Raw genomic sequence first — 16074 nt, 5'->3', positions numbered from 1 at the left:
GCGGTGAGCCCTCGGCGGGGCACTCCGCAGAAGGGTGCAGCGCTGACCAGGCACTTTCCGTCGGGACACTGGTCCTGGAGGCCGGCTTCGAGCTGCCGGGTCGTGCGCGGTGACCGCGCCGGCGCGTGTTGAGGGGCGTGGTCCTGCGTTTCACATCGTAACTGTGATCATGTCGATGGTAGTCGGTCTGACGTTTTTGTTTGGCTTGGGCAACGTGTGGCTGCTGGCGCTGCGGCTCGGAGTGCCGGGCTACGTGGCGCCGCTTGTGGCGCCGGCGGTTGATCTGTCCGTGCTGGGGCTGCTTGTGGCCATTCGTGAGTTGGCTGTGCGGGGCGCTCCGGTTCGGGAGGTTCGCGCCGCGCGGCGGCTGCTGCTGTTCGCGAGCCTGGTTACCCTGGCGCTCAACGTGGCCGAACCTGCGCTTGCTGGGAATCCGGGGAAGGCCGCGTTCGATGCCGTCGGCCCGCTCCTGCTGATCGGCTGGGGCGAGGTCGGGCCTGGACTCCCCGGAGTAATGGCCGAGCCTCGGCCAACCCGACCAGCCACCGTCACGCCCGATCCCACCGCAACGTCGGAGACCGACGGCGACAAACGGGCCGTGCCCAGGGTCGCCCAGGAAAAGATCGTGCTGGAAGGCGCCGTCGCCGCGTCGACTGTCAACGGCACGCTCAACGAGGGTGATGCGGATCTATCGGGGCCGTCACGGAGTCAGACCGGTGAGGGGGCGCAGGAACAGGACCTCTTCCACCGAGCCCGCGCTGAAGACGTCCTGCACTGGCAGCAACACCATCGCCCCATCTCCGCGGAAACCCTCGGCAAACGCCTCCACGTCGGCTCCCGCAAGGCCCGGAAGCTCGTCACCCATCTCCGCTCCGACACCCACGGCACCCTCGACAGCCAAGCACCCCGGCCAGCCACGCAGGTTCGGCCGTCAACGGCGTGATGGTGTCGTCGGCGGCCGGCGTGGGGTCGGTGCGGGTCGGATCGGGGAGGGAGGCTGGGGGCTTTCTGTGGTTCTGGCGGAACTTGCCCGCCTGGCGGAGCTCGGTGGGCCGTGTGCTCGCGTGGCGGTAGCGCGGGGTACTCGGCCTGGGCTGTCGGCGCGCGCAGCATCCCGCGGGCCGACACTCTTCGACCAGACGCGCCAGGCTCCTCGTGCGGTCGGCCCATCCGAAGGCGCGCACCTCGGCCAGCCGGCGCTCGTTCAGGCAGCCGGCGACGACACGGGCGTCGCGCCGGACCAGGTCATCGTTAGCATTGACGTCATGCAGTCGCGCCGGCAGCGCATGCGCCAAGGGCAACGTCGTGATTCGGCGCGCGAATGGGTCCGCACGGGTGTCAAGGTCACCATTGGCGGCTACGCGAGGCGGTACGCGGTTGACCTGTATACCGCGTATGACGACCTGACCTGGCTTGGCGTCGAACTCCCGGACTCCGCGCGCCGGTGGGCGCAGCGTCCGGCGGCCATCCCGGGTCGCCGAGCCGAAATTCGCGACCACGAGTGGCTCCATGGCGACCCATGGATAACGCTCGACGGCCGCGCGTTCTTCGTCGCCGGTCACACCGCTGGCGGCGCGCCCTACGGTGTTTTCGCCGATGATGCGCCAGAGGGAAGCACCATAGCTGGCGCCGGGTACTAGCAGATCAAGCCATGGGCCAGAAACCCCGCCGACGCCGGCTGGGGGCAGCCCCGGCGGGACCGTCCTGCTCGACGCCTTCCGTGCCCTGCCCGGACCGGTGGGCAAGACTACAGGCCGGCGCCGCGCTCTCATTATGGCGAGGCCGGCCGAGGTCGGTGGTGTCGATGCGCGGCAGGTCGCGCGGCATGCCGCCCCGCGTCCGTCGAGCGTGATCGGCGCGACGGCGTATCAGGCGTTGAGTGTTGGTGTTGGCGCGATGGGGGCCGCCGTCGTGGTGCGGTGGTTGGAGCGGGATCGGGTGGCTGTGATCGCTGCCAGGTAGGTGAGGGTGGCGGTGGTGAGGATGGCGAAGCTGGGTGGGAGTTTCGGTAGGTAGTAGCTGATGGTGAGGCCGGTCCAGACGCTGGCGACGGCGATGAGGGCGGACAGTCCGAGGCCGGTGAGTGGGTGGGTGGTGAGTCTGTTGGCGGTGCCGGCTGGGGCGGCGAGGAGGCCGAGGATGAGGAGTGCGCCGACGACTTGGGTGGATTCGGCGGTGGTGAGGCCGACGAGGGTGAGGAAGCTGTAGCCGAGGAGGCGGACGGGGAGGCCGCGGGCGGTGGCGACGTCTTCGTCGAGGCTGGCGAACAGTAGGGGGCGGGCGATGGTGAGGGTCGCGGCGCAGATGGCCGCGGCGATGGCGGTGGTGAGGGTGGCGCGGTGGGTGGTGAGGCCGAGGATGGAGCCGAACAGGATGGTGACGCTGGCGGTTCCGTTGCCGGTGCCGCTGCGGTTGGTGGTGTAGAGGGCGAGGAAGAACACGCCGAGGCCGAGGACCCAGGCGAAGACGCCGCCGATGACGACGTCGTCGGGTCGGGCGCGGTGGCCGAGGGTGCCCATGCCGAGTGCGGCCAGGACGGTGATCGTGAACAGGCCGAGGCGGGCGTCGAGTCCGGCGGCGAGTGCGGCCAGGGCGCCGGTGAAGGCGACGTGGGACAGGGCGTCGGCGGTGAAGACCTGGGCGCGTAGGACGAGGAAGTAGCCGACGAGGCCGGCGGCGAGCGCGACGGCGGTCCCGGCGAGGAACGCGTGCTGCATGAACGGGTGGGCGAACACGAGGGTCAGGCTCCAGCGGGCGTGATGGCGGATGCCGGCCTGGCGGTGCGCTGCCCGAGCCGGGTCCGGGCGGCCGTTGTGGCGGATGCGGTGACGTAGAGGCCGAAGGCGAGGGTGGTCAGCCAGAACCCGACCGGGTAGGGCGAGTAGTAGGCGACGAACAGCGCGGCGAACACGGTGACGGCCGCGAGGGCGACAGACAGTGCGAGGCCGGCGACGGGTCTGGCGGTGAACTGTCTCGCGGTGGCGGCGGGGAGGACGAGGAGTGCGAAGACGAGCAGGCTGCCGGTGATCTGGCTGACCTCGGCGACGGTGAGGCCGAGTAGGAGGAGGAACGCGGTGTCCAGCGTCCGGGTGGGCACGCCGTGCGCGGCGGCGACCTCGGGGTCGACGGAGGCGAACAGCAGCGGCCGGCCCAGGAGCGCGAGGACGGCCAGGACGACGGCGGCGACGAGGGTGAGGGTGGTGACCTGGTTGGTGGTGATGCCCAGGACGCTGCCGAACAGCAGGGCGTTGGTGCCGCCGAGGAAGCCTTTGTAGAGGGAGACGAACAGCATGCCGGCGGCGAGGGCGAAGGCCTGCACGGTGGCGATGGCGGCGGACTGTTCCGCGTAGCCGCCGTCGCCGCGCCGTGGCAGGGCGGCGATGGCGAGCGCGGCGGCGAGGCAGAAGGTGTAGTAGCCGTAGGTCAGGCCGGCGCCGAGCCAGACCGCGCCGGCCGCGCCGGGGAAGCCGGCGACGGCGAGGGTGTGCCCGGCGAAGGTCTGGCGGCGTAGCACCATGAACCAGCCGGTGGTGGCGGCCAGGACGGCGACGATGAGCCCGGCGCGGAACGCGTTGACCATGAACGCCGCTGACCACATGTCGCGCAGGTCGGCGACCAGGTCCCAGTGGAAGGTTCCGGTCATGCCGGGTTGCCGTCTCGGCGGTCGGGGTGGCGGTTGGTGTGGCGGGCCGGCGGTTCGGGTTGGCCGACGACGACGAGGCGGCCGTCCGAGGCCGTCAGGACCTCGACCGGCGCGCCGTAAAGGGCGGACAGCGTCTCAGACGTGATCACCTGGGTGGGAGTGCCGGTGGCGGCGGCTTGGTGGCCGAGGTAGATGACCTGGTCGAGGTAGGGCAGCAGCGGGTTGACGTCATGGGCGACGATCATCACCGCGATGCCGGTCTGGCGGGCGATCCGGGAGACGAGCGCGGCGACGGCGGCCTGGTTGGGCAGGTCGAGGCTGTCGAGCGGCTCGTCGAGCAGGAGCAGCTCCGGTCCGGCGGCCAGCGCCTGGGCGATGAGCAGGCGTTGCTGCTCTCCGCCGGACAGCGTCCCGATCGGCCGGTGGGCGTAGCTGGTGGCGCCGACGAGGCCGACGAGCTCGCGCACCCGCGCCGCCGCGACGCGGGAGCGGCGGCCGGGTAGGGGGATGCCCCACCGGTCGCCGTCGACGCCGAGGCGGACCACGTCGGTCCCGCGGATGCGGGTCGACGGGTCGAAGCTGCGCCGCTGTGGCAGGTAGCCGACCCGGTCGCTGACCTGTCGCGGTGGGCGGCCGAGGACGTGGATGCTGCCGGCCGTCAGTGGTAGCAGGCCGAGGGTCGCCTTGAGCAGGGTGGACTTCCCAGCGCCGTTGGGGCCGAGGACCGCGACGAACGCGCCTGCTGGAACCGTGGCGTCGACGCCGGACCAGACGGTTCGCCCGCCCAGGGCGACCGCCGCCCCGCGGATCTCCACCGGCGGATGGCGGTCCGCCGAGCGGGCCGGCGCCGGCGCGGCGTCCTGACGTGGTCCGGTCGCCGGGTCGTGCCGGGGAGGCGGCGGTGCGTTGCGTACCGCCGCGTCCCCGTCGCGCAGCTGCGTCACTTACCGGTCCCGGCGGCCAGGGCCTTCTGGAGGGCCTGGAGTTGGGCGACCTGCCAGTCCTGGAAGGAGGCGCCGGCCGGGGTCAGGGTCTCGGTGATCGTGGTGACCGGGATGCCCTGGGCTTTGGCGGCGTCGACTTGTTCCTGGACGTCGGGGGTGGCGTTCTGGCTGTTGTAGACGTAGACCTTGATCTGCTTGCCGGCGATCTGGGTGTCGATGGTGGCCTTGTCCGCCGGGGTCGGGTCGGTGCCCTCGCTGATCGCGGTCAGGAACGCTGGTGGGGTGAGCAGGTTCAGGCCGAGCGCGGGGGACACCATCGCGAAGATCGACTCTGAGGCGTCGACCGGGGTGCCGGCGTAGGTGGTCTTGATCGCGGTGATGGTGTCGAAGTAGGTCTTGAGGTTGGTGGTCAGCACGGTGGTGCGCTGGGTGTCGAAGAACGCCGCGTCGGCGGGGTCGGTCTTCTTGTAGGCGGCGGTGATCGCGTCGATGACGGTCCGGACGTTGTCGGGGTTGTACCAGCGGTGCGGGTTGTCGCCGTCCTTCGCGCCGACCAGGTCGCCGACCGTCAGCGTGGTGCGCGACGCCGAGGGGTTCGCGTCGGCGAGCTTGGTGGCCCAGGCGTCGTAGCCGACCCCGTTGATGATCGCGAGCCGGGCGGCGGCGATCGCGCGGCCGTCGGCGGCGGTGGGCTCGTAGTCGTGCGGGTCGGCGTCCGGGTTGTCGATGATGCTGGTGACCTTCACATGGGAGCCGCCGAGCTGGGCGGCGAGGCTGCCCCAGAAGTTCTCCGCGGCCACCACATTGATCACACCAGGTGCGGCCGACGCGCCCGAGCCCTTGTCGCCGGACGAGGTGGAGCAGCCGGCGAGCACGAGCGCGACCAGCGCGGCGGCGCCGACGACCCGGCGAGCGAGACGGCCAGGGGCGGCGCCCGAGGGAAGGACCGAGGACACAGCAGACCTCCGGTGTGAGCGGGATGAGCCTGCCTGAACCTAACGAAAACGGTTTTCATGTTCAATAGCCGTGAGGATGAACCGGGCCGTGGGCGGCGGGTGTGTGACGCCCACGGCCCGGTTGGTCAGCAGTCGCGCAGCGTCGGGGACTGGATGAGCAGCTGTCCGCGGGCTGAGGTGAACGCCTGATACCGGTCGCCGCCGACGGCGGCGGGGTGGAACGCGGCGACGCGGTGGCAGTTCTGGAACGCGAGCTTCACCCCGAAGTGCTGCTCCAGACCGCCGCGGATCGCGTCACTGGCCAGCGCCCGCAGCAACTGCCCGCGCTCGGCCTCACTCGGCGGCGGCACCGCGTGGTCAGCGAACTCGCCGCCACCTGCGGCAAGGTCCGCGGCGACCTGGCTGACGACACCCCAGGCATACGGCAGGGACTGGCGGACGCAGTCGACGAACTCGGCGTCGGGTACGACACCGGCTTCGGCCTTCTCCAACAGGGCGGTGGGGACATCGAGCGACATGGCATTCCTCCAGATGTGTGAACGGATCGTCGTCTCGCGGGCGCGCAGGGTCAGGGCTGGCGCCGGGCCGGGCGAAGGACCGGTGGGACCGCCAATGTCCCGCCGGTCCCGGAGCGCGGGAAGGGCGTCAGGCTGTCAGGGCGGGCAGCGGCCGGGAGGCAGCCGTCGCTGAGGGGATCGCCGTCTTGGCCGGCTCGGTGGGATGGCGGAAGTCGGGGTCGATCTGGGCGGCCAGGTCGATGCCGGTCGCGTCGTTGGCCCAGGCGTGGGCGTTACGCAGGTGGATCGCGTGCATCTGGGCGACGAAACGGTCCCGGTCCTGGACGGTGGCATCGACAGCCGCCTGCACCGCGCCGAGCGCGGACCGGTTCGCCGGCTCAAGGTCGTCGAGGTCGAACCCTCGGCCCTGCTCCATCGCCCGCACCGGCGCCGACTGCGTGAACCAGGCCAACAGGGCGTCACCGACCTCGGAGCGCAGGTAGGCGACGTCGCCCGAGTCCGTGACCTTGTTCCCGAGGACCGAGAGCCGCACGGCGAAATCGGCCGCGTAGTCCCGGTACTGCCGGTAGACCGACACACCCTGCCGGGACGGCTCACAGACCAGGAAGGTGTGATCGAACCGGGTGAACAACCCGGACGCGAACGCGTCCGCGCCCGCCGTCATGTCGACGACCACATACTCGCCGGCACCGTCGACCAGGTGGTTCAGGAGCAGTTCCACCGCGCCGGTCTTGGCATGGAAACAGGCCACCCCAAGGTCGGCCTCGGTGAACGCGCCCGTCGCCAGCAGCCGCACACCCCCGGCATCCAGGGCGAAGCCCGACCAGACCGGATTGTCCTCGGCCAGCGTGAGCAGCCGCGACCCCGCACCTGGAGGCGTGGTCTTGACCATCAGCTCCGCCGACGGGATCCGCGGGTTGTCGCCGCGCAGGTAGTCCTTGATCTCCCCGAGATGCTCGCCCACCGGCACCGGGAGCACACCGTCGGGCAGGCCAAGCGCGGCGCCGAGATGCTGGTTGATATCCGCGTCGACGGCCAGCACCGGACGGCCGGCAGCGGCGAGGTGACGACACAGCAGCGCGGACAGCGTGGTCTTCCCGCTACCACCCTTACCGACAAAAGCGATCTTCACGAGGGACGCTCCGAGGTCATGGCGACGTTGCCGAACTCACGCTAACCGAGATCGTAACGGAAACCATTTCCATTAGAGGTGACACGCCGGCCCTCGCCAACCTGATCGCGGCACGAGGTCCCGCCCACGCCTGGGCAACGCACGAGCAGGCCGCGCGGCGTCGGCGCGAACGCCGGCCGCCGGCTCGGGCCGGCTCCGCGGTAGACGAAGTGGGTCGCGTCCACCGCACCGGGGAACCGGCGGACTCGCCGCCGGTTACCCGGTGCGCACCTTACGAATAGCCCTTCGCGTGCGCCCAGGCCGTCAGGGCGCTCGCGGCCTTCTTCGCCGAGCCCACATGCCGACCGTTCGCCCAGGAACGCACCGACTGCCACAACTCCGCGTCCGCGTCGGCCGGCGGCGTCGGCGGAACCGGCGTGGGTGGCGTCGGCGTGGGAGGCGTCGGGGTCGGCCCCGGCGGAACGTCGACGGGGAACGGACGGCCGGTCATCGCGGTGTACGCCGCGGCGAACGACGCGAGATCAAACCCGGCGCGGAACGCCGGATGGTCCACATGAGCCTGGGTCACGATGAACCACGCCTCGGACACCTGACTCGTCACGAACCGCTGGGTCATCTGCACCTCCTGGCCCCAGGAAACGCACGTGTCATAGTCCGGGCTGCCCGGATAGCCCACCCAGACCGTGCAGTGCCCACCCCACTCGGCCGAGCCAGCCACATGATCCCAGATGGTCTGGGTCTGCTGCGCGACGTCCAGATCCTCCCCGGTGACGATGGCCAACCCGAGATAGACCGCCGCCTTGACCTCGTCCTCGTTGTGCGGGTCGATCGCCGCGAACCCGAGAATCACACCCTGCTTCACCAGGTAGGACAGGAAATCCTGGATCACCATCCCGCCGTCCCCAGACCCGGTCTCCGGGTCGAAGTCCGGGTTCTGCGTCCGGTAGAAAGCGACGATCTGATCGGACGTCCAGTTCGTGTAGCTCCCGGCGAGCGTCGTGTAGATCGCCTGGAGCGCATGATCGCTACCGGCAACCACACAGTCACCGAACTGGTCGTTACCATCCATCGGCCACGACAGGTCCGGCGCGGGGTCCGCGACCGGGTGCGCCGGCGCCGCCGCCACGAACTCGGCGAACAGCAGACGCGGCTTCGCCGCGTCATTCGGCCGCCGGCCCAGCTTGCGATCCGGATGGGCATGGATGCCCAGCGCCTGCGTCATTCCGCCACCACCGCCACCTGGGCGCCAGCCACGACGCACAAAGAGATCAACATTCTCACGGCGAGGAACAATACCCCTCGCGTGCACGGACGGGAACGTATCGGACACGCGCCCGATCCGACGCGCGCTTCCAGACAGCTTCGGGACGGCCGTCGTCACGCTGGTCGTCCTGTCCGGTCGGAATCCCGTTGGGCGGGATGGTCTCGCTGGAGCGGAGGAAGCCGCGGCCCGGGGCCGTCCATGTGCATCGAACGGCCCAACGCCACCTGCGGCCGTCATCGGGACCTCGTCAATCCAGCAGCCCTGGGCCTCCGGGCTCTGGCCATCTGCTCCCGCCACCCGCGCGGCCCGTCAGGTTTCGAGCAGTGGTTGGGCGAGGTAGCCGCCGCCCCGTGGGGCGGGTGGGATGGCGAACAGGGCGCTGGCGGTGTGTTGGATGAAGGCGGTCAGGGCGTCGGAGCTGGCGAGGGTGCGTTGGACCGGGACGAACGCGGTGCGGGGGTCTGCCTGGTAGGCCTGGAAGAACAGGCCAGCGTCGGGGGTGGCGGTGGCGTCGAGGCCGTCGTCGTAGGAGTAGCCGCGGCGGAACATCCGGACGCCGCCGTGGAAGGCGGGGTTCGCGAGGCGGATGTGGGCGTTCGCGGGGATCACCAGCGCGCCGTCCGCCGTCGTGACTGCCAGGTCGGGGGGCGTGGTCTCGGTGGCGGTGTCCGGGTCGGCGGACAGGGGTGCGCCGTCGGTCTTGCGGCGGCCGATGACGTGTTCCTGGCCGGCTTCGGACAGCCGGTCCCAGCCGTCGAGGAGCATCCGGATGCGCCGGGTGACCAGGTAGGTGCCGCCTGCCATCCAGGCCGGTCCGTCGGCGCCGGCCCAGACGGCGGTGTCGAAGGTCGCGGTGCCGGGCGTGGGGTTGTTGGTGCCGTCGAGCTGGCCCATGAGGTTGCGGGGTGTGGCGTTCGGGTCGGTGGCCGCGGCGGCGGTGCGCAGGAAGCCGCGCTGCGACCAGCGCGCCCGTGCGTGCGGGGAGGCGAGGCGCTGGAGCTGGCGGGCGGCGGAGAACGCGACCATGGGGTCTTCGGCGCAGACCGCGACGGCGAGGTCACCGCCGCCGCGGGCCGGGTCGAGCGCGTCGGTGGAGAACGCCGGCAGGGGCGCGAGCTGTCCGGGTAGCTGGTTGTCGAGGCCGGCGCGGCCTAGCACGGTGGCGCCGAGTCCGATCGTCACGGTCAGGCCGGCGGGTCCAAGTCCGTCGGCGTCGTGTTCGTTGCCGGGCAGCCGGCCGCCGGCCATGAGAGTCCGCGCGGCAGGGGTCCAGGTCCGCAGCACCGAGGTGAGGGCGGCGCGGGCGGTGGCGGGGTCGGTCGCGGTGAGGTCGTAGGCGGTGAACACCAGCTGGGCGGGTGGGCGTTCGACGATCCCTGGCTGGTGGGTCCCGTCGCCGGTCACCGGGGCCTGCGCGGCGGCGCGGGCCTGCTCGGCCGGGGTCGGTCCGCTGGCGGTGAGGCGGTCGGTGGCCAGCGCGATGCCCGCGCCGCCCAGGCCCGTCAGGCCGCCGGCGACGAGTGCGCGCCGTGATGGCCGCGCGGAGCGGCCGGTGTCGGCCGGTGTCGGCCGGTGTCGGTTCGGTGCTCACTGCTGGCCGCTGGCGAGCAGTGGGAGGTCGTGGACGTAGTCGGCGACCGGGGTGCCGGCGAGGTAGACCATCCGCGCTTTCCCGTCGGGCTCGAACGCGAGAACCTGGGCGCCGTGCTGGACGGTGTAGGTGCCGTCGGACTGGCGGACGGGCGGTTCGAGGGGAACCCCGACCGCGTTCGCGGCGGTGTCGATGGTCTTCAGGTCGCCGGTGAGGCCGACGAACGTGGTGTCGAAGTTCGCCAGCCACGTCTTCAGGACGGCGGGGGTGTCGCGCGCCGGGTCGGAGGTGACGAACACGACCGCCGTGCGCTGCTGAACGGCGGCGGGCAGCTGGTGCAGCGCGACACCGAGGTCGGCCATGGTGGTCGGGCAGACGTCCGGGCAGTGGGTGTAGCCGAAGTACAGCAACGTCAGCCGCCCAGCGGTCGCTGCCTTCAGGTCATAGGGCTTGCCCGTCGTGTCCGTCAGGACGAGGTCCGGCTTGGCGACCGGCGCGCCGAGCTCGGTGCCACGCAGCCCGCTGCTGTTCGACGGGCTGTCGACCACCCACCCAGAACCCGAGGCGGAGCTGGAGGTCCCCGAACCGCAGCCCGCGAGGACTACGCCGACGACCGCGAGCACAAGCAGCGCCACAGTCGGTCGTCTCACCGCGACAACCCCTGGACGTGTCCGCGAGAAACCCTTCACGGGGACACAGTGTAGAAGTTCGACGGGCTGTAGAAGAAGGGTGTCGCAGATCGTTGTCCGGATCTTCTACGAACTGTAGAATATCGCGAGTGGCAGGTAGTCGCGGGCCGTCCATCGGCCGAGTCGCGTCGCCCCGTCGACTCTCGACACGGCACCAGGCGGGAGAGCATGGCTCGTAGGGCACGCCCCAACGACGGCAGACGTCGAGGCGTCCGGCGGCTGGCGTCGTTCGCCGCCGCCGGATGGCTGGCAATCGGCGCGCTGATTTTCGGGGTGACCACCTGCGGTTCCTCGGAGGCCAGGAACTCTTCGCCGAGCGTGACCGGATCCGGGTCGCGTGCAGGCAGCGGGACGGGGAGCGCCGACATCGGCAGCCTGCACATCAGTGGGGCGTACATCCCGCAGCAGACCTCGCAGGACGAGGCCGCCGCCTACTTCGCGGTCACCAACAAGGGCGACGCCGCCGACGAGCTGGTCGCGGTCCAGGCGACCGGTGCCGCGCAGGCGATGCTGCACGACACCGTCGAGGACGGCGGGGTCGGCACGATGACCGCGATGAGCGACCTCACCATCCCGGCGCATCAGACCGTCCGGCTCACCCCGGGTCACGAACATTTGATGATCATGAATCCGGTTCGCAGGCTGGCCCAGGGGCAGACCCTGGTCCTTACCCTCACGTTCACGCACGCGGGCTCCGTCTCCCTGGTCGTGCCGGTCGTCGGCCTCACCGGACCGGCGTAGGTCCGTGGGCCGGGGGCTGGGAGGGGGCCAGGTCCCCGGCGTCGGTCTGGCGGCCCGGCTGGTCAGGGCCGGTTGTTTGGTGTGGTCAGGACGGTGCCGGCGAGGGTGACGACGAACAGTGCGACCGTGAGGACGTGGACGGCGGTGCACCACAGGCACAGGGCGTCGAGGGTGAGCAGCTCCGTGTAGACCAGATAAAAGACCATGCCGACACCGGTGAGCGCGAACAGCACCCGGCCGTATCGGACGACCAGGTGGCCGGTCCGCCAGGCGGCGGGCAGCATCGCGGCGGCCATGAAGGCGAAGAACACCAAGCCCAGGATTGCGACCGGGATCCCGAGGATGCGGGACTCGGGGCTGGTCGTGACCCGCTGGCAGTCGATCAGGTGGGTGCCGGGGCAGGCGAGGATCGAGGAGCTGTCGTAGTGGGCGACGGTCAGATAGATCGACACCGCCAACCCGGCGGCGACGATCGCCAGGCCGGCCAGCGGCACCCAGCTGGGCGCGCCGGTCGGATCGGGCAGGTCGGTGTCGAGCCAGGCGTCCTCGACGGCCTGGTCGTCCTGGCGGTCACCGGTCAGCATGGATCGTGCCCCGCAGCGTGGAGATCGCCGGGCTGGCGCAGACGGCGGCTGGTTTCTGGCTGGTGAGGTCGCACAGGGTGGCGGTGATGGCGTTCGCGGTGCCGTCGATGGCCTGCGCGACGGGGCTGGCCGGGTCGGTGAGGGCGGCGGCGATCTGTCCGTGGGTCTTGCCGGCGAGCAGCTGAGGGCTGTAGCTGGCCCCGCTGATGACATACCGGCCGCCGATGTCGACGAACGGGATCGCGCCGGCACTGTCGGAGCCGACGTAGGGAGGGACGTCGTAAGTGGCCAGCAACTGCTGATCTGCGGCGGACACGGTGTCCAGCGGGGTGTAGCCGCTCCCGGACCGCACGTTGGTCGTCTGCTCGATGCCGGCGAACGACAGCAGATCCGAGGTATAGGTCGCGCCGTGGAAGGAAAGCGTCGCCGTACTCGGGTAGACGTCGGAGGACGAGGAGCTGGTCGCGCCCAGGTGCGCCCAGGTCCCGAACCGCGACAGCGCCACCACCATCGGCCACCGCTCAGCCGCGCAGTACGGGCAGTACTCGGCACCGATGTAGAGGACCCGCGGCTTGCCGTCCGCGGTCAGCGCCGGCGCGCTGATCGGCTTGGGCAGGGTCTGCACCTTGCCGGCCCCGACAGTCGTGAGCGTCGCCGCGGGAACACCGGTGACAGCGTGGACAACGGCCGCGGACGCCGGGCCGCTCGGGGCCGCCGTCGTCGACTTCCCGCCGCCCGAGACCTTGACCCCGACAAGCACGCCGACCACGACGACGACCACCGCGACGGCGGTGACGCTAACCCACAGCGCGCGGCGCTGGCGCTCCCGGCGAGCCTGTTCAGCCCGCATCGCGGCTACCCGGGCCTGCCGCCGTTCGGGGACGCTCACCGCCCTCGGGCCGCGGGCCTGCTCGCCTCTGCTGGTTCCCGGCGATCTCGATGCCAACGTCAGCCTCCTGGGGTCCTGGCGAGTCGGGCGAAACGGCCGTCGCTACCCACGCCGAACCCGGCTCCGACCGTCGGCCTCGGCCTGCCGGGCGCGCGCCCGGGTCCGGATGCTTCACGGAGCGGATCGCTGTGTGTGGTCAAGACGAGTTGCGTTGGCGGGTGGCCGGGCCGTGGCTGGCTAGGCAGCATGGCGGCGTCCGGCCGGTCGCAGCGGTGTGCCGCCGCCGTGGCCTCGGTGCCCGATCGCCTCCGGCCGCGCGGCAGGCATGGTGTGTGGCTTGAGGTTCGGGTGGCGCCTCGAGGGGCGGCCGGGGCTGGGGGTTCCGGCCTGGTAGGCGCGGTCGACGGCGTACGCCAGCCCAAGGCCAGCGAGGAGTACGACGTGGGTCGCGACGCGGGCGGGCTGCACCGAGGAGACCAACAGGTCGTAGGCCGAGAAGCCGCCGAGGACCAGGACCGCGCCCGCCAGCGCGACCAGCAGGCCGGCGGCCCGTCGGGGCTGGACGGCGGCCCAGAACATCGCGACACCCGCCCCGACGGTCCAGGCGACGGACTCGTTGAACAGATGCTCGCTACTCGTCCCCTGCGCCGTGACGTGGTGACCGGTGAACCCGTGGTTGTCGAGGAGCTGCAGCAGGCCCAAGCCGATCTGCAGCCAGCCGACGAGCAGCAGCGCGAGGCGCGCGCTCGACCCAGACGCCGCGTCCAGGCCGCGCGCCCCGGACCGCTCGCGCGACCGGGAACGGCGCAGCCTCGGGCGCAGGGCGGCGAGCGCCGGTTGGGGCAGCTGCGCGTGGGCGTCGAGGATGGCCGTCGTGAAGTCGGGCGTCGCCACGGCGGGTCCCAGGCGCAACGACCGGGTCAACGAGACCGCGCGGTCCTGCCAGGCCAGGCAGGAGGCACAGCCGCGCAGGTGCTCCTCGACGGCCGCCGGGTCGGCGTGTTCGACCTCGCCGTCGATCCTGGCGGAGAGCGCCTCGCGGCACAGGTTGCAGTCCATTACCTCACCAGTCGTCGTCGAGGGCAGCCGAGTTCCCGGCCCACCTCCTATCGTCGTAGCTTTTCTCAGTGCGACCGGACGGTGACGTCGCGTGTAGGTTTCGGCGGGCCTCCTGAGTCGTTTGCGGTGGTCGGCTCGGCTAGCGTTGTCCGCTGTCGGTGGCCTTTGGGCTGCGGCGTCCTGAGGCCCGGCCGAGCCGGTGTGCCCCGAACCGAAAAGAGATCCGCCCCGTGACCACGGACGAGGAGACGGTCACCGCCTGGGCTCTGGCCGCCGGGCGAGGTGACCGCCAGGCGTTGGAGTCGTTCGTGCGCGCCACCCAACGCGACGTGTGGCGTTTCCTCGCCTACCTCGCAGGGCCCGCCGCCGCCGACGACCTGACCCAGGAGACCTACCTGCGGGTGCTGCGCAGCCTGCGGACCTTCTCCGCACAGTCCTCGGCACGCACATGGCTGCTGGCGATCGCACGCCGCACCGCCATCGACGACCACCGCGCCCGCATGCGCCGGCCCCGCACCGCGACCGAACTCGACTGGGAGACCGCCGCCGAACGCGCCCAGACGGCGGCGCCGCCGACAGCGGGCTTCGAGGACCTCGTCGAGACGAACCTGATGCTCACCGCCCTCGACGACGAACGCCGCGAGGCCCTCGTGCTCACCCAGCTGATCGGCCTGTCCTACGCCGAGGCCGCCGAGATCTGCGGCTGCCCCGTCGGCACCATCCGCTCCCGCGTCGCCCGCGGCCGCGACGACTTGCTCAGCTGGTCACACCCCGAACGCGACGAGGGCACCAGCGGCATCTGACCGCCGCCCCGGCGCGGGTCTGACGGAGCCAGCCCTACCGGTGCACGGCGTCGGCCCGCATGTGGTGGCAACGCCGGCCTACCCGCGCCGGGCACACCCGCCCGCTCGGGACACCACCCGCCCGCGGCACCGTCCGCCAGCTCCCCAGAACCGTCCTGATCATCGGCCTGCCGGTCGCCGTCGCGGTCGCCTGGGCGCTCCCGCCTTTCGGCGTCAGCCTCGCCACGTTCCTCGCCTTCGACCTGCTCGCCGGTCAGCTCCGCCGCGCTGAGCACGTTCGCCGCGACGGCCGCGCGAGCCTTTGACCTAGCCGAGATGGCGCTCCGAAATCGCGGGCTGCACCTCACCGCGACCCCCGGGTGCGCGCAACGCCGCCACCCCAAGCAAGCCGACAGGCGGCCGTATCAGGCGCGGTCACCACAGCCGCGAAATGTGCAGGGCAGCATGACGGGAGTGATCGCCTCCCGGTGGCATCGACGATCCAAGCGTGGACTGGCCTGCTCGATGTAGCGGCCCTATGCTGGGCCTGCGGGACAATGCCGCGCGGTGTGCCGGGAAGACGGGTCGGCGAAGTGTCGTCCGCGACCTGGAGCCGTTTAGCTATGAGAGACACACGAACCGTCCCCGGTTGTCCGGATTCTCGCGTCGGTCAGGCCTTGCGACGACCATCCGGTCCGGCGGCTGACCAGTGATCCCCTGATGCCCGCGCGGCGGCCTCACCTCCACTCGGCGGCGCTTCGGCGCGTCGTCCTGCTACGCCGATGCTGCACCCGCCCGGTGATACTCGGTCTTGTCGCGCTGGCGGTGGGGGCGTCGCTCACGGTGGGCGCTGCCTACGCTGTCGGCACCCTGACCTACCAGGCAGGCCTGCGCCGCGAGCGTGCCGACGCGGGAGTGCGCTCCACGACTTCGGTCCTGCTCGCGGGCACCCGCTCGGACCACAGAGTCCCCTTGCGCGGTGCCGATCCGCCGCCGCCCCCGGTGCCAGCCCGATGGGTTGACGAGCACGGCGGCGCACACATCGGCCTCGTCCACGCGCCCGCCGGACAGCCGGCGGGAAGCCTTCTCACGGTTTGGGTCGACACCCATGGGTCGATCAGAGACCAACCGCAGACGCGGTCCGACACTCTCATCCGTACGACGCTCGCCACCTTGGCGACCCTCATCTGCGGCGGGCTCATCCTCGGGAGTGTCAAGTTAACGGTGTAACGGTTGATGTTGGTGCTACTGGGGGCCTACTGCCGTGGGCTGGCTATTTGCG

17 protein-coding genes are annotated in these 16074 nt (G+C 71.3%); 5 read left to right on the top strand and 12 right to left on the bottom strand.

Annotated elements, in window-relative coordinates; translation table 11 throughout:
* The first annotated feature begins 169 nt into the window (after window positions 1-169).
* A complete protein-coding gene (locus I6A60_RS16740) occupies window positions 170-943 on the top strand; it encodes a hypothetical protein (RefSeq protein WP_238435589.1) in 774 nt (257 codons plus the stop codon).
* 322 nt (window positions 944-1265) lie between these two features.
* Window positions 1266-1640, top strand: coding sequence for a hypothetical protein (locus I6A60_RS16735; RefSeq protein ID WP_203013941.1), 375 nt, complete (start codon window positions 1266-1268; stop codon window positions 1638-1640).
* Window positions 1641-1868: 228 nt separating this feature from the next.
* Here I6A60_RS16735 and I6A60_RS16730 read toward each other — a convergent pair whose 3' ends face one another.
* From I6A60_RS16730 to I6A60_RS16690, 9 genes are all read right to left on the bottom strand, one after another.
* Window positions 1869-2735, bottom strand: coding sequence for a metal ABC transporter permease (locus I6A60_RS16730; protein WP_307873721.1), 867 nt, complete (start codon window positions 2733-2735; stop codon window positions 1869-1871).
* Between the two features lie 5 nt (window positions 2736-2740).
* Entirely contained in the window at window positions 2741-3643 is a 903-nt protein-coding gene (locus tag I6A60_RS16725; protein WP_203013938.1) for a metal ABC transporter permease, read from the bottom strand.
* Entirely contained in the window at window positions 3640-4587 is a 948-nt protein-coding gene (locus I6A60_RS16720) for an ATP-binding cassette domain-containing protein (protein ID WP_307873720.1), read from the bottom strand. The genes I6A60_RS16725 and I6A60_RS16720 overlap by 4 nt, the downstream gene beginning before the upstream one ends.
* Window positions 4584-5543 (bottom strand): metal ABC transporter solute-binding protein, Zn/Mn family, encoded by a 960-nt coding sequence (locus I6A60_RS16715; RefSeq protein ID WP_203013935.1) that lies wholly within the window; start codon window positions 5541-5543, stop codon window positions 4584-4586. The genes I6A60_RS16720 and I6A60_RS16715 overlap by 4 nt, the downstream gene beginning before the upstream one ends.
* 125 nt (window positions 5544-5668) lie before the next feature.
* The gene (locus tag I6A60_RS16710) at window positions 5669-6061 is read right to left on the bottom strand and encodes an SCO5389 family protein (protein WP_203013931.1); all 393 of its coding nucleotides are present in this window, start codon (window positions 6059-6061) and stop codon (window positions 5669-5671) included.
* A gap of 127 nt (window positions 6062-6188) precedes the next feature.
* Window positions 6189-7193 (bottom strand): AAA family ATPase, encoded by a 1005-nt coding sequence (locus I6A60_RS16705; RefSeq protein WP_203013928.1) that lies wholly within the window; start codon window positions 7191-7193, stop codon window positions 6189-6191.
* Window positions 7194-7464: 271 nt separating this feature from the next.
* Window positions 7465-8415, bottom strand: coding sequence for a hypothetical protein (locus tag I6A60_RS16700; protein ID WP_203013926.1), 951 nt, complete (start codon window positions 8413-8415; stop codon window positions 7465-7467).
* 351 nt (window positions 8416-8766) lie between these two features.
* Entirely contained in the window at window positions 8767-9861 is a 1095-nt protein-coding gene (locus I6A60_RS16695; RefSeq protein ID WP_307873719.1) for a Dyp-type peroxidase, read from the bottom strand.
* Window positions 9862-10044: 183 nt separating this feature from the next.
* Window positions 10045-10698, bottom strand: coding sequence for an SCO family protein (locus tag I6A60_RS16690; protein ID WP_307873718.1), 654 nt, complete (start codon window positions 10696-10698; stop codon window positions 10045-10047).
* A gap of 207 nt (window positions 10699-10905) precedes the next feature.
* On the opposite strand from I6A60_RS16690, the gene I6A60_RS16685 reads away from it, so the two are divergent.
* Window positions 10906-11478, top strand: coding sequence for a copper chaperone PCu(A)C (locus I6A60_RS16685; protein ID WP_203013920.1), 573 nt, complete (start codon window positions 10906-10908; stop codon window positions 11476-11478).
* Window positions 11479-11540: 62 nt separating this feature from the next.
* Here I6A60_RS16685 and I6A60_RS16680 read toward each other — a convergent pair whose 3' ends face one another.
* The 3 genes from I6A60_RS16680 to I6A60_RS16670 form a co-directional block, all read right to left on the bottom strand.
* Entirely contained in the window at window positions 11541-12062 is a 522-nt protein-coding gene (locus I6A60_RS16680) for a vitamin K epoxide reductase family protein (protein ID WP_203013917.1), read from the bottom strand.
* On the bottom strand, window positions 12049-13008 hold the full coding sequence (locus I6A60_RS16675) for a DUF929 family protein (protein ID WP_203013914.1): 960 nt from the start codon (window positions 13006-13008) through the stop codon (window positions 12049-12051). Before I6A60_RS16675 ends, I6A60_RS16680 begins: the two co-directional genes overlap by 14 nt.
* Window positions 13009-13188: 180 nt before the next feature.
* Complete coding sequence (locus tag I6A60_RS16670; RefSeq protein ID WP_203013910.1) at window positions 13189-14010, bottom strand: zf-HC2 domain-containing protein; 822 nt, start codon at window positions 14008-14010, stop codon at window positions 13189-13191.
* A gap of 230 nt (window positions 14011-14240) precedes the next feature.
* Here I6A60_RS16670 and I6A60_RS16665 point away from each other — a divergent pair, with 230 nt between their 5' ends.
* Together I6A60_RS16665 and I6A60_RS16660 are read left to right on the top strand one after the other, a co-directional pair.
* A complete protein-coding gene (locus tag I6A60_RS16665; RefSeq protein ID WP_203013907.1) occupies window positions 14241-14813 on the top strand; it encodes a sigma-70 family RNA polymerase sigma factor in 573 nt (190 codons plus the stop codon).
* A 59-nt stretch (window positions 14814-14872) separates the two neighbouring features.
* Window positions 14873-15118, top strand: coding sequence for a hypothetical protein (locus tag I6A60_RS16660; protein WP_203013904.1), 246 nt, complete (start codon window positions 14873-14875; stop codon window positions 15116-15118).
* The last annotated feature ends 956 nt before the right edge of the window (window positions 15119-16074 follow it).

This window comes from Frankia sp. AgB1.9, assembly GCF_016786355.1.
Classification (GTDB): domain Bacteria; phylum Actinomycetota; class Actinomycetes; order Frankiales; family Frankiaceae; genus Pseudofrankia.
Note: the sequence above shows the minus strand (reverse complement) of the source record. Positions and strands in the feature narration are given on the sequence as shown.

Excerpts from the sequence above, each read along its gene's own strand:
- I6A60_RS16740 (WP_238435589.1), top strand. The coding sequence starts at position 170 with ATGTCGATGGTAGTCGGTCTGACGTTTTTGTTTGGCTTGGGCAACGTG.
- I6A60_RS16735 (WP_203013941.1), top strand. The coding sequence starts at position 1,266 with ATGCAGTCGCGCCGGCAGCGCATGCGCCAAGGGCAACGTCGTGATTCG.
- I6A60_RS16725 (WP_203013938.1), bottom strand. The coding sequence starts at position 3,643 with ATGACCGGAACCTTCCACTGGGACCTGGTCGCCGACCTGCGCGACATG.
- I6A60_RS16710 (WP_203013931.1), bottom strand. The coding sequence starts at position 6,061 with ATGTCGCTCGATGTCCCCACCGCCCTGTTGGAGAAGGCCGAAGCCGGT.
- I6A60_RS16700 (WP_203013926.1), bottom strand. The coding sequence starts at position 8,415 with ATGACGCAGGCGCTGGGCATCCATGCCCATCCGGATCGCAAGCTGGGC.
- I6A60_RS16685 (WP_203013920.1), top strand. The coding sequence starts at position 10,906 with ATGGCTCGTAGGGCACGCCCCAACGACGGCAGACGTCGAGGCGTCCGG.
- I6A60_RS16680 (WP_203013917.1), bottom strand. The coding sequence starts at position 12,062 with ATGCTGACCGGTGACCGCCAGGACGACCAGGCCGTCGAGGACGCCTGG.
- I6A60_RS16670 (WP_203013910.1), bottom strand. The coding sequence starts at position 14,010 with ATGGACTGCAACCTGTGCCGCGAGGCGCTCTCCGCCAGGATCGACGGC.
- I6A60_RS16660 (WP_203013904.1), top strand. The coding sequence starts at position 14,873 with ATGTGGTGGCAACGCCGGCCTACCCGCGCCGGGCACACCCGCCCGCTC.